The sequence below is a fragment of the Bradyrhizobium sp. 17 genome, from assembly GCF_023073515.1.
GTDB classification, from domain to species: domain Bacteria; phylum Pseudomonadota; class Alphaproteobacteria; order Rhizobiales; family Xanthobacteraceae; genus Bradyrhizobium; species Bradyrhizobium canariense_D.
The window spans coordinates 208,978-221,658 of record NZ_JADPJQ010000065.1 but is presented as its reverse complement, the minus strand read 5'-3'; the positions used below and the strand labels follow the sequence as shown (position 1 = coordinate 221,658).

Here is a 12,681-nt window from a genome sequence, read left to right as displayed (position 1 = left end):
ACGATGAGCACAGGCACGACAGGGACGGCCGGCACCTCCGAGTTCAAGCCGGCACTATGGACACCGGGCGACTGGAACGCGTTTTTCGGCTTCGGCACCAACATCCTCGTCAACATGCTTGTGCTCACGGGCATGTTGCGCTTCGTGTTGAAGATGCCTGACAGTCTTGTGTTCGGCCGTATCCTGCCCGCGCTCGGGTTGATGATGTGTCTCTCCACCTTCTACTACGCATACCTCGCCTATCGGCTGGCGCAGAAGACCGGCCGCAACGACGTCTGTGCGCTGCCCTCGGGCGTTAGCGTGCCGCACATATTCATCGTCACCTTCGTGATCATGCTGCCGATCACGATCAAGACCGGCGATCCGCTCAAGGGCTGGTCGGCGGGCCTGGTCTGGGTGTTCTTCCAGAGTTTTATCCTGATGATCGGCGGTTTCATCGCGCCCTTCATTCGAAAGATCACGCCGCGCGCGGCGCTGCTCGGTACGCTCGCCGGCGTATCCGTCACCTTCATCTCGATGCGGCCGGCGCTCGAAATGTACATGACTCCGCAGATTGGCCTAGTCTGCTTCGCCATCATTCTGGTGAGCTGGTTCGGTGGCGTGAAATATTGGCGCGGCATTCCCGCCGGTCTCGTCGCGATCGCGGTGGGCATGGTCATCGCATGGGGTTCGAACCTGTTCGGCCTCGGTCTCGGTGGACTGAGCGTCAAAGGCGTCGGTGATGCCTTTGCCAATTTCGGCTTCTCGGTGCCGATCCCGGCGGTAGGCTACGTTTTCTCCGGTTTCGAATTCCTCGGAATCATTCTGGTTACCGCCATTCCGTTCGGCATCTATGATCTCGTCGAGGCCATGGACAATGTCGAGAGCGCGGAGGCCGCCGGCGACGAATATCCGACCACGCGCGTGCTCACCGCCGACGGAATCGTCAGCCTGATTGGCTGCCTGATGGGCAATCCCTTCATCAACGCCGTCTATATCGGCCATCCCGGCTGGAAGGCCATGGGCGGCCGCATTGGTTACTCGGCCGCGACCGGCATCATGGTGGTGGTGCTGGCCTGGTTCGGCATCATCTCGGTGCTGCTGGCGCTGGTGCCGGTCGTCGCGATCTCGCCGATCCTGCTCTATATCGGCATGCTCATTGGCGCGCAGGCGTTCCAGACCACGCCGGTCAAGCACGCGCCCGCCATCGTGCTGGCACTGACGCCGCATTTGGCCGCCTGGGCCAAGCTCCAGATCGACACCATGCTGGGCTCGACCATGAACGCGGCTGCGACTGTCGGCGGAATGGCCGCCGACAAGGCCGACGCGGTCAAGGCTGCCGCGATCGCCGCGTTGCCGCAGCAGGGCGTGTTCTATCACGGGTTAGAAGTGATGGGCGGCGGCTCCATCCTCGGCGGCTTGATCCTGGGTGCGATCGGCGTCTTCATCATCGAGCGCGACTTCGAGAAAGCCTCGGCATTCGCGCTGGTTGGTGCAGTCCTGACCTACTTTGGCTTCATGCACGGCGAAGCCGTCGGCATCGGCGGCGGATTTGGCGTCACGCCCGCGGTCGCGTTCGCCTATGCCGTGATGGCCGCCGGTCTGTTCGCGGCCAGCAGGCTCGGCGCGAGCGAGCCTTACATGCCGCACGCGGACATGCACGCGGCACCGGCGGAGTAGCTACCCGCCCTTGACGGCACCAGCGGTGAGCCCGGCGACGATCTGTCGCTGGGCGAACACCGTGAGCAGCAGCACCGGGAGCGTGACGATCAGCGCGGCGGCCGCGAGCGGTCCCCAGCTCAACTGGTCGAACGAGATCATGTTGTAGACGGCGACCGGAAGGGTGCGGGTCTCGCGTCCAGCCAGCACGATGCCGAACACAAAATTGTTCCAGGAGAAGATCACGGCCAGGATGAAGGCGACCGCGATGCCGGGCTTGGCGATCGGCAGCGCGACATGGTGGAAGACCTGCCAGCGCGTGGCGCCGTCGATGAGGGCTGCTTCTTCCAGCTCCATCGGCGTCGTTTCGAAATAGCCGATCATGATCCAGATCACGATCGGCACCGTGACCACGAGGTGGATGATGATCTGCGGCACCAGCGTGCCGAGCAGTCCCAGCCACTGGAACATGAGAAACAGCGGGATCAGATAGGACAGGCCCGGCGTGATGCGGGCGATCAGGATCACGATCGCGGATTTGTGCGCGGCCATCCGCGCAATCCCGTAGCCGGCGGGAACGCCGACGAGCAACGCAAGCAGCGTCGCGCTCCCTGTCACGATCAGGCTGTTGATGAAATAGGTCAGGAAGCGGTTGGAGGCGAGCACTTCGGCATAGTTCTTCCAGGCGACATGCTCGGGAAAGAACACCGGCGGGTAGGCGGCGTTGTCGATCTCGAATTTGAGCGACAGCGACAGCATCCAGAGAAAGAACAGGATCGCCGGCGATACGATGACGAACACCGAGAACCACAGGCCGATCTTGCCGATGATTTGCCTTGGCCTCATGTGCCGCTCGCGATCTCGGTCCACAGCATGCGCTGGCGCGCGTAGAGCATCACCGCCGCAAGCAGAACGATCAGCAGGAAGAACACGACCGCAATCGCCGAGCCGTAGCCGAGGTCGTAATAGGAGAAGGCGACGCTGTAGAGATAGATGTTGATGGTCTCCGACGCCGATCCCGGTCCGCCCTGCGTGATCGCGAAAATGATGTCGAAGCTCTTCACGGCGTCGATCATGCGGATCATACCGGCGATGAACAGGAACGGCATGATCAGCGGCAGGGTGATGAAGCGGAACACCTGCCAGACGCTGGCGCCATCGATCTGTGCACTTTCATAAGGCTCGGTCGGGATCGCGGCCAGGCCGCCGAGCACGATCAGCATGACCAGCGGCGTCCATTGCCAGGTCTCGACCAGCACCAGCGAGGGAATGACGGTCGCGGGATGAAACACCCAGAGCTGCGCAGGAATTCCGACCAGTGACAGCAGATAGTTCAGCACGCCGAGCTGCGGGTGGAACATCATTGTCCAGACCAGCGCGATCGCCACCGGCGTCGCCATCATCGGCATGATGAAGACGCCGCGCAGAAAGCCGCGGCCGGGGAATTTCTGGTGAAACACGACGGCCGCAAACGTGCCGAGCACGAGCGGCAGCAGCACGGACAGTATGGTGTAGACCAGTGTATGCCCGACGGCCTCGATGAAGCGGGGGTCGCTCGTCAGCCGCAGATAATTGGACAATCCGACGAAGGTGGTCGACGAGCCGACCTTCCACTCGTTCAGGCTCATCCAGATCGTGAAGACCCACGGAAAGATGATGATCGCGATCACGACGACCAGCGCCGGCACCACGAACGGCCAGTAGGACGGCGGCCGCAACTCCTTCTCCGGCGCGGCATCAGACTGTGCCGCGCCCGGAGTCGATTGTGTCAACGCACTCACGCCTTCTCGCTACGCTCCAGGATCGGCCGGTACTGATCGTTGGCCTTCTTCAGCTCGGCGGCAGGATCGGCGCCGGACAGGGTCGCGGTGACCGCGGCGCCGACGATGTCGCGGAATTCGGCGACCGGAATCACGACGGGCAGGCCCAGCTTGCTGATCTTGCCGGAATCGATCACCGATTGCAGCCACTCCTTGGTCTTGACGCCCTTCTGGACCTCGGGATCGCCAAGGATCGAGTTGCGGAACGGCACGCCGCCGCCGGCCTGCAGCAGCCGCGCGCCCTGGGTTTTCGAGACCACCCATTGGCAGAGCAGATAGGCGGCTTCCTTGTTCTTGCTCGCAGCGGCAACGCCGATGCCGTCGCCATAGGTCGAGGAATATTGTCCCTTCGGGCCGGCGGGCACGACGGTGTAGCCGACCTTGCCGACGACGCGCGAGGCGGCCGGATCTTCCAGCGGCGGCGCCCAGCCGACGCCGTCGATCCACATCGCGGATCGGCCTTGGGTGAACGAGGCCATCGACTCCATCCAGTTGAAGCCGGCGACGCCTGGGGGTGCCGATTTCGTCAGGAGCGTCTGATACAGCTTGGTCGCCGCAATGGCTTCCGGACCGTCGGTCAGGATGTTGCCCTTGGCGTCGAGGAATTCTCCGCCATAGTTGAGGAAGAAGTTGCTCCACATCGCCATGTTGGCGTTGCGCAAGCCGCGCCCAACAAAGCCGTAGATGCCTTCCTTGGTATCGGTGAGCTTCTCGGCCGCCGCAGCCATCTCGTCGAGGGTCTTGGGAACGGTGACGCCCTTCTTCTCGAACAGCTCCTTGTTGTAGTAGAGGATGAAATAATCGACCGACCACGGCAGCGACAGCATCTGGCCCTTGTCGTTCCTGGCGTATTGCAGGCCGGCTGCCGAGAAGTCGCCCTCGACGAGATCGGGCGCGGTGAGCGCCGGGTCCTTCATGAAGGGCGTCAAGTCGGCGAGCCAGCCGGCCTTCTCGAATTGCCGCTTCTGCACATGGTAGCTGAGATGGACGACGTCGAAGCTCGGCCGTCCCGAGGTGAACTCGATCACCACCTTTTGGCGCTGCTGCTGCTCGGGAATCTGCTCCGCTTCGACCTGGATGCCGGTGAGTTCGGTGAACTCCTTCACGTATTTTTGCAGGTTGTCGCCGCGGGGGCCCTTGGCGAGGATCACCTCGAGCTTGGTCCCCGCGTATTTCTTCCAGTTCACCTCGGCACGCGCCGGCAATCCCGTCAGGCTGAGCGCGCCAGCTGCGGCAGTGCCCGTCAAGAGCGTACGACGCGAGATTTTGTGGTTGACCACTTGAGGTCCCTCCCTGTGACTCAATTTGGGCGGATACTAGCGGCCGTTCTGCTTCTGCCTAGTCCTAATCTGCGGAATTCAGGGCCGCACGGCCGGCGTCTCCATCGGCAAGCCATGCGCTCGCGACATCAGATAGAGTTCGAGCGCGACCAACTCGGGCGCGCCGAAATCATAGGCCTGGGCGCGGACACCCGTCATGCAACTGCGTAGCCGCCGCTCCAGCGATCCCAGCGTCTGCCATTCTAGGCGATAAAGCGGATAGCCGGTCGGCTGTCCCTGCGTGACCGGCGCGCCGGCAAGCCGCTTGTTGAAATTGTCGTCGTGGCAATTGGTGCAGGCAAGATTGAGCTGGCCTTCGCGCTGCATGAAGAGGGCGCGGCCCTGTTCGACGAATGGCTTCAGTTGCGGATCGTCGCCCGCGGTGATCGCGGTGCCGCGCGATTGGTGCGCGACGAAGGCGGACAGGGCCAGCAAATCGCTGCTCTCGTAGGGGAGCGGCCTCGCCTGCTGATGATTGCTGCGGCACAGATTGATGCGCTGGTCGAGCGTGACGGGCCGCGCCAGCGCCTTGTCGAAGGCCGGATAGCGCGCCGCGACGCCTTTCATGCTGCCGCGTGCATCGCCATGGCAATCCGCACAGGCCTTGTCGGCGCTGCCGGTCTTCTTCGTCCACAACGCCTCGCCGTCGAGCACGAACAGCATGCCGGGATTTGAGGTGTCGTCATCCTGCATCGCGCGGCTGTCGGGCCCCATGAACGAATAGCCGGAGCGGCGCGCGTCCGGCGGAATCTCGCCGGCGAGCAGGGCAGGGGCCGTGGCGAGGAACGCCGCGGCCGATATCGCGCGCCAAAAACTCATTCGACCGTGATTGACGCCGATGCGCTGGACAAATAGCCGTTGTCGCCGATCCATTCGAACTCGAACTTGCCGCTCTCCTTCGCGACCGTGAAGAACGACAGATAGGGATTGGCCGCGATCGCGGGGAAGAGATCGGCGCGAAAAATCTCGGTACCGTTGTAGCGGCACGTGAAGCTCGTGATGATGTCGCGCGGCACCAGCGCGCCGTCCGCCGTATGGCGGAAGCCGGTTTCCATGATGTGCGAGGTCAACGTGCGGATCTCGACGATTTCGCCGCGTCTGGCTTTCGCGGGAACGTTGATGAGCGCGGCCATCAGTTCATCTCCTCGGTGCAGGCGGCCAGCGTCACGACGATTTCCGTCGTGACCTGCCAGAACGTGTCGTCGGAAAGACGCGCGATCGCCACCACCTTCTGGGTATCCGCGAGCCGAATCCGGGTCGAGATCTGGGCGCGGCCGGAGGAGGGGCCGAGATGGAAGTTGCCGATGTTCGGCTGCGGGTTCTTCTCGTTGAAGACGTGGATGCTCTTGACGTAGTCGTCCGCCGTCATCGGGCTCGCGACGCTCACGGTCAGCGGCACCGTGTTGCCGTTCTCGACCAGCGGCGGAATGTCGAGCTTCACCTTGCCGGAGCGTACAGGTGCTTCGCCGACGACGTTGCGGATCGCGGCGGTGAGCATCGCCGGTGTCGCCTCGAGCGGCCGCAGCGTGACGATCGGGAGCGTCCCGGCGACCGTCACGCTTCCAGCAAGGTTCAGGAATTGTCGTCGCGTGGTCGGCATGAACAGTCCTAGTCCCGAAGCGTTGCAAGGAAAGCCACGATGTCCTCGATCTCGGCGGCGGACAAGATCGGTTTGCCGACGAAGTTTCGCCCGACCCGCACGAGGTGATCGGTGCGATAATAGGACGGCATGATGGTCTTCGGGTTGAAGCGCGCCGCATCGACCAGTCGAAGCCGCAACTGGCTCACCGTCCAGCGGTTCCCCGCACCCGAGAGGTCAGGCGCGAGGTCGCCCTGGAACCGGGTCTCCGGGAAGGGGCCGGAATGGCACAGGATGCAGGTCGTCGTGCGCGCGAGCACCAGCGCGCGCCCGCGCGCGGCATCGCCGGGCGCGCCGGTGAGCGATTCCGCGATGCCGTCGCCGGCGACGTTGTAGGGCAGGAGCTCCTCGGCTCCCGCGTGGCAGGCGAAGGCGACACTGGCGGCGATCAGCGCTGCGATATGGACCAATGCTCTAGCCAAAGGTATCTGCCGTGATGGTTTGAAACCAGTGCTCGGCTTCGGTCGCCTCGCGGGCGCGCAATTCGCGCGGCGCATCGACCGGGCTGGACGTGCCGCCCTCGACCTCGGCGAAGATGTCGCCCCTGGGCTGGTAATTGCCCGCGAGTGAAAAGCCGTAGCCGGGTGCGACAATGTTGTAGCAGACGCCTGTTAATCGCGGCGTTTCTGGTGCGCGGCCGGCAAGGAGGTTCACGATTACGGAAGCGCAGGCCTTGCCCTGTGCGCTTGCCGCGGATGCCGATTTGGGAATGCCCCCGCCCAGGCAGGCATCGCCGATGACGTGGATGTTCTGGACGAGTTTCGATTCGAAGGTGACGGGATCGATCGGGCACCAGCCGGTGGCATCCGCAGCGCCCGCGACCTCGGCGATGCGTCCCGCTCGCTGCGGCGGGATGACGTTGGCGACGTCAGGGGTGTAATTGCCGAACTCGGTGACGATGGTCCTGGTCGCGGGGTCGACCGAGGTCACGCGGCCGCCTTGCGACAGCCCGATGCGTTCGATCATATCGCCGTAAAGCTCCTTCCACGCCTTCTCGAACAGTCGCTGCTGGGAGAAATTGTCCTTGGCATCGAGGATCAAGACCTTTGAGCGCGGCTTCTTCGTTTTCAGGTAATGCGCGATCAGGCTGGCGCGCTCGTAAGGCGCCGGCGGACAGCGCGAGGGATTGGCGGGGATCGCAATGGCGACGGTGCCGCCGTCCGGCATGGCCTCCAGCTGCCGACGCAGCAACAGCGTCTGCGCGCCGGCCTTCCAGGCGTGCGGCATCTTTTCGGATGTGGCGTCGTCGTAGCCAGGCAGAGCTTCGAAATGGAAGTCGATGCCGGGAGAGAGGACGAGACGATCATAGGGCAGCGCAACGCCATCGGCCGTCACGACGCTGCGTAGTTGCGGCTCGATTGTGGTCACGGCCTGGCTGATCACGGTGACACCCTCGGCGGCGATCTTGTCATAGCCAAACTGCTGCGTGTCGATCTCGCGCAGACCGGCGATCACCTCGTTGCTGAACGGACAGGAGGTGAAGACGGTACTGGGTTCGATCAGGATGACTTGCAAGTTTGCCTCCGCGCGCTTCAGCGCGCGCGCGCACGCGGCGCCGCCAAAGCCGCCGCCGACCACGACGACGCGGCCCGCCGATTGCGCGCGCAGGATCGAAGGAACGGCGAATGATGTAGCCGCGGCGGCGATGCCGAGGACGGCGTCCCGCCGTGTCACCGACGCATTCATGAGTCTTGTCCGGAAAGGGTGCCGCGGCGAGCGTTACGGCCGCCGCGGCATTTTTCAGGCGAAGGTGATGTTCTGATCGCGTAGCGGTACCGAGCGGATGCGTTTGCCCGTCGCCGCGAAGTATGCGTTGAGCACCGCCGGTGCCGCGACGCCGATGGTCGGCTCGCCGACACCGCCCCAGAACCCGCCGCTCGGCACCATCACCGATTCGACCTTCGGCATCTCGTTGATGCGCATCGAATTGTAGGTGTCGAAGTTGGTCTGCTCGATCTTGCCGTCCTTGACGGTGCAGCCGCCGTAGAACAGCGCGGAGAGGCCATAGACGAAGGAGCCCGCGATCTGCCGCTCCACCTGGGCCGGATTGACGACGTAGCCGGGATCGGTGGAGGCGACGATACGATGCACCTTGATCTTGTTGCCGTCGGTCACCGAGATTTCGGCGGCGCCGGCGACATAGCTGCCATAGCCCATCACCTGCGCGATGCCGCGATAGATGCCCTGTGGCGCCGGAGTGCTCCAGCCGATCTTCTCGGCCACGGCATTGAGCACCGCCAGATGCTTGGGGTGATTGCCCATCAGCTTGCGGCGGAATTCGAGCGGGTCCTGGCCTGCGGCCTGGGCCAGCTCGTCCATGAAGCATTCCATGTAGATCGCGTTGTGATTGACGTTGACGCCGCGCCAGAAGCCCGGCGGAACGTGCGGGTTGCGCATCGCATGCTCGACCAGGAGGTTCGGCACGGAGTAACCGAACGCGGCTTCGCCGGACTGGGCGACGCCCTGGAATGCGGCCGGATCCATGCCGTTCTGCAGCGCTTCGGGGCGGAGCGAGAACAGGATCGATTGCCCGGACAGGCGGTAGTGCAGCGCGACCAGATTGTTGTCGGCATCGAACGCGCCGGTCATCTTGCACTGGGTGATCGGGTGATATCTGCCGTGCGCCATGTCCTCTTCGCGCGACCACAACAGCTTGATCGGCGTGCCCGGCATCTCCTTGGCGATCAAGACGGCCTGGCGGACATAGTCGGTCTGGCCGCGCCGGCCGAAGCCGCCGCCCGGCATCACCTTGTGCACGTCGCACTTCTCCGCCGGCAGGCCCGACGCTTCCAACGTGGCCGCGAAGGCTGCCTCGCCATTCTGCGTGCCGCACCAGACCTCGCATTTGTCCGCCGTGTAGACCGCCGTGGCGTTCATTGGCTCCATGGTGGCGTGGTTCTGGTAGGGATAGCTGTAGACGGCCTCGATTTTCTTGGCGGCACCGGCAATCGCCGCCTTCGCGTCGCCGTTCTTGTTGCCGACATAGGCCGGCTGCCCGTTGTCGAGGCCCTCGGTCAGCCATTTCGCGATCGACTCGCTCGAGACCTTGGCGTTGTCGCCCTCGTCCCAGACGATCGGCAGCGCCTCCAGTGCGGTCTTGGCGTGCCACCAGGTGTCGGCAACGACGGCGACCGCGGTGTCGCCGACCTTGACGACCTTCTTGACTCCTTTCATGGCGGTGATCTTGGCTTCGTCATAGCTTTTCAGCTTGCCGCCGAACACCGGGCAATCCTTGATCGCGGCGTTCAGCATGCCCGGCAGCTTGACGTCGATGCCGTAGACCATGGTGCCGGTGGTCTTCTCGGCGGTGTCCAGCCGCTTCACGCCCTTGCCGATCAGCTTCCAGTCCTTGGGGTCCTTCAGCTTGACCTCGGCCGGCGGCGTCAGCTTGGCCGCGGCCTCGGCGACCTTGCCGTAGGTCGTGGTCTTGCCGGACGGCGTGTGGGTAATGACGCTGTTGGCGGCCGTGCATTCGGACGCCGGCACTTTCCACGCCTCGGCGGCGGCCTGGATCAGCATCACGCGTGCGGTGGCACCGCCCTTGCGGACATAGTCTTGCGAAGAGCGGATGCCGCGGCTGCCGCCGGTCGAGAAATCGCCCCAGACGCGCTTGCGGGCGACGCTCTGGCCCGGTGTCGGATATTCGGTCGAGACCTTCGACCAGTCGCATTCGAGTTCCTCGGCGACGAGCTGGGCAAGGCCGGTGAGGGAGCCCTGGCCCATTTCGGAGCGGGCGATGCGGATGACGACGGTGTCGTCGGGCCTGACCACGACCCAGGCGCCGATCTCCGGGGAGCCGTCGGCCGCGCGGACCACGGCGGGACCGCCGAAGGGGATATCGAGGCCGATTGCGAGACCTGCGCCGACCGCGGCGGTGCCGATGACGAAGGCACGGCGGTTCATCCTGGGAGAGACATGCTTGTTCATGTGGCGGCTCCTTACGCGCTTGCGATCGTGTGGATCGCTTCGCGCACCTGCTGGAAGGTGCCGCAGCGGCAGATATTGGTGATGGCCTCGTCGATGTCGGCGTCGGTCGGCTTCGGCTTCTCGCTCAGCAGCGCCGCCACCGCCATGATCATGCCGCTCTGGCAATAGCCGCATTGCGGAACGTCCTGGGCAATCCAGGCTTCCTGCACCTTGTGCAGCGCGTTGCCGGAGGCGAGCCCTTCGATGGTCGTGATCTTCTTGCCTGCGGCTTCGCCGACCGAAACCCCGCAGGAGCGGGTGGCGACGCCGTCGATGTGAACGGTGCAGGCGCCGCATTGTGCAATGCCGCAGCCATATTTGGTGCCGGTGAGGCCGGCATTCTCGCGGATCGCCCAGAGCAGGGGCGTATCCGGCTCGACGTCGAGCGTGAAGGTTTTTCCGTTGATTGTTAGGTTTGCCATCGCAGTCCCCTGATTGGCCCAATCCACCGACTGGACTCAGCGGCGCAATGTGTCCGGCAAATTGGAAACGTTCAAATCAATAGTCCGAGGGGTAACCGGCGGGGATTCCTTCCCCGGGCGCCCGCGGCACGGCTTGAAGCGACGTCTACTGGCTTCCGCGCCGACGCCCCCGGAACCGAGAGCGACAGTTTGTCCCTTTTGGCAGGGTGCAAGTCGAGAATGCTCTGCTACAGTGGAATCAGCCAAAAAGGGGTTCCATGAACGTACCGCAGCCTTGCAAAGTCCTGATGCTCTATCCGCTGTTCTCGGCAGAGTCCTTCTGGAGCTTTGGCGAATCCTGCAAAGTGTTGGGTGTGAAGCGGCCCGCGGCCCCTTTGGGGCTGATCACCGTTGCCGCGATGCTGCCCGAGAGCTGGACGGTCCGGCTGATCGATTGCAACACGGAATCCTTCAGCGACGAGGATCTTTCCTGGGCCGACGTCGTCTTCACCGGCGGAATGATGCCGCAGCAGGCCGACACGCTGCGCCTGATCGAAATTTGCCGTGCCGCGGGCAAGCCGGTGGTCGTGGGCGGTCCCGATCCCACCTCGAGCCCCCATATCTATGAGAGGGCCGACTTCCAGGTGCTCGGAGAGGCCGAAAGCGTTCTCCACGAATTCGTCGCGGCCTGGGACAGTGGCGCACGCTCCGGCGTCTTCATTGCGCCGAAATTCCAGGCCGACGTCACCAAGACGCCGGTTCCGCGCTTCGATCTGCTGAAGTTCGAGGACTACCTTTATCTCGGTGTGCAGTATTCCCGCGGCTGCCCGTTCACCTGCGAGTTCTGCGATATCATCGAGCTCTATGGCCGGGTGCCGCGAACCAAGACGAACGAGCAAATGCTGGTCGAGCTCGACAGGCTCTATGCCATGGGCTACCGCGGCCATCTCGACTTCGTCGACGACAATTTCATCGGCAACAAGAAGTCGTTGCGGCTGTTCCTGCCCCAGCTGGCCGAATGGCAACGTGCTCACGGCTATCCCTTTGAATTGTCGACTGAGGCCTCGGTCAATCTGGCCGACGATCCCGAGCTCCTGAACCTGATGGGCCAGGCGAATTTCTTCGCCATCTTCGTCGGTATCGAAAGTCCGGATCCGGCGACGCTGGTCGCCATGCGGAAGAAGCAGAACACGCGGCGCAACATCGCCGAGAGCATCCACAAGATCTACGCCGCGGGCATGCTCGTCACCGCGGGTTTCATCGTCGGCTTCGACAATGAGAAGCTCTCGATGGCGGATGCCATGATCGACTTCATCGAAGAGGCGGCGATCCCGGTCAGCATGGTCGGCCTGCTCTATGCCTTGCCGAACACGCAGCTGACGCGCCGCCTGGAGCGCGAAGGCCGGTTGCATCCGGGCCACGACCTGGCGCCGACCATCGGCGCGGATCAGTGCACCGCCGGGATCAATTTCGATCCGGTGCGTCCATTGCGCGACATTCTGACGGACTACAAGCGCGTGCTGGAGCACATCTACAGCCCGGCCGCCTATGCAAGGCGTATCGACCGACTGATGACGCTGCTCGACCGCTCTCGCCAGCGCCAGGAGCTCGCGGAAGGCGATATCCGTGCCCGGATCGGCGCGATGGAAACGGTGCACAAGGTGGTCACAGCCCTTCCCGAGGCGCGCGGGCCGCTGTGGCAGACCTTCATGAACTGCGCCAAGCGCGACACAACATCGGCGCGGATCGCCGTGCAGATGATCGCTGCCTATGCGCATCTCGGGCCGTTCTCGCGCAAGGTCATCGCTGCCATCGATGAGCGCCTCGCTGCGCTCGACGAGGAGACTGTCATTCCGGCCGCGACAGTCGAGGTGACGGCGGCCCGACATCTGGCTTGA

General features: G+C 63.9%; 12 protein-coding genes. 2 read left to right on the top strand and 10 right to left on the bottom strand.

Going from position 1 to position 12,681, the window contains the following annotated elements; all coding sequences use genetic code 11:
- The first annotated feature begins 3 nt into the window (after positions 1-3).
- Positions 4-1,659 carry a regulator gene (locus IVB13_RS10800; RefSeq protein ID WP_247488846.1) on the top strand — a complete coding sequence of 552 codons (1,656 nt, stop codon included), beginning with the start codon at positions 4-6 and terminating at the stop codon, positions 1,657-1,659.
- Here IVB13_RS10800 and IVB13_RS10795 read toward each other — a convergent pair whose 3' ends face one another.
- The 10 genes from IVB13_RS10795 to IVB13_RS10750 form a co-directional block, all read right to left on the bottom strand.
- Positions 1,660-2,484, bottom strand: a complete 825-nt coding sequence (locus tag IVB13_RS10795; protein ID WP_247488844.1) for a carbohydrate ABC transporter permease — start codon at positions 2,482-2,484, stop codon at positions 1,660-1,662.
- The gene (locus tag IVB13_RS10790; RefSeq protein ID WP_247367088.1) at positions 2,481-3,419 is read right to left on the bottom strand and encodes a sugar ABC transporter permease; all 939 of its coding nucleotides are present in this window, start codon (positions 3,417-3,419) and stop codon (positions 2,481-2,483) included. Before IVB13_RS10790 ends, IVB13_RS10795 begins: the two co-directional genes overlap by 4 nt.
- A complete protein-coding gene (locus tag IVB13_RS10785) occupies positions 3,416-4,738 on the bottom strand; it encodes an extracellular solute-binding protein (protein WP_247296350.1) in 1,323 nt (440 codons plus the stop codon). Before IVB13_RS10785 ends, IVB13_RS10790 begins: the two co-directional genes overlap by 4 nt.
- A gap of 78 nt (positions 4,739-4,816) precedes the next feature.
- Positions 4,817-5,596, bottom strand: a complete 780-nt coding sequence (soxA, locus tag IVB13_RS10780; RefSeq protein ID WP_247488842.1) for a sulfur oxidation c-type cytochrome SoxA — start codon at positions 5,594-5,596, stop codon at positions 4,817-4,819.
- Positions 5,593-5,910 carry a thiosulfate oxidation carrier complex protein SoxZ gene (soxZ, locus tag IVB13_RS10775; protein WP_018457158.1) on the bottom strand — a complete coding sequence of 106 codons (318 nt, stop codon included), beginning with the start codon at positions 5,908-5,910 and terminating at the stop codon, positions 5,593-5,595. Before soxZ ends, soxA begins: the two co-directional genes overlap by 4 nt.
- Positions 5,910-6,377: a SoxY-related AACIE arm protein gene (locus IVB13_RS10770; RefSeq protein ID WP_026233314.1), complete on the bottom strand. Its 468-nt coding sequence runs from the start codon at positions 6,375-6,377 to the stop codon at positions 5,910-5,912. The genes soxZ and IVB13_RS10770 overlap by 1 nt, the downstream gene beginning before the upstream one ends.
- Before the next feature lie 8 nt (positions 6,378-6,385).
- Entirely contained in the window at positions 6,386-6,838 is a 453-nt protein-coding gene (soxX, locus tag IVB13_RS10765) for a sulfur oxidation c-type cytochrome SoxX (protein ID WP_247367075.1), read from the bottom strand.
- Positions 6,831-8,102, bottom strand: coding sequence for an NAD(P)/FAD-dependent oxidoreductase (locus IVB13_RS10760; protein WP_247367074.1), 1,272 nt, complete (start codon positions 8,100-8,102; stop codon positions 6,831-6,833). The genes soxX and IVB13_RS10760 overlap by 8 nt, the downstream gene beginning before the upstream one ends.
- A gap of 54 nt (positions 8,103-8,156) precedes the next feature.
- Positions 8,157-10,343, bottom strand: a complete 2,187-nt coding sequence (locus IVB13_RS10755; RefSeq protein ID WP_247488840.1) for a molybdopterin cofactor-binding domain-containing protein — start codon at positions 10,341-10,343, stop codon at positions 8,157-8,159.
- A gap of 11 nt (positions 10,344-10,354) precedes the next feature.
- Positions 10,355-10,804, bottom strand: coding sequence for a (2Fe-2S)-binding protein (locus IVB13_RS10750; RefSeq protein ID WP_007594050.1), 450 nt, complete (start codon positions 10,802-10,804; stop codon positions 10,355-10,357).
- A gap of 257 nt (positions 10,805-11,061) precedes the next feature.
- Here IVB13_RS10750 and IVB13_RS10745 point away from each other — a divergent pair, with 257 nt between their 5' ends.
- On the top strand, positions 11,062-12,681 hold the full coding sequence (locus tag IVB13_RS10745) for a B12-binding domain-containing radical SAM protein (RefSeq protein ID WP_018457153.1): 1,620 nt from the start codon (positions 11,062-11,064) through the stop codon (positions 12,679-12,681).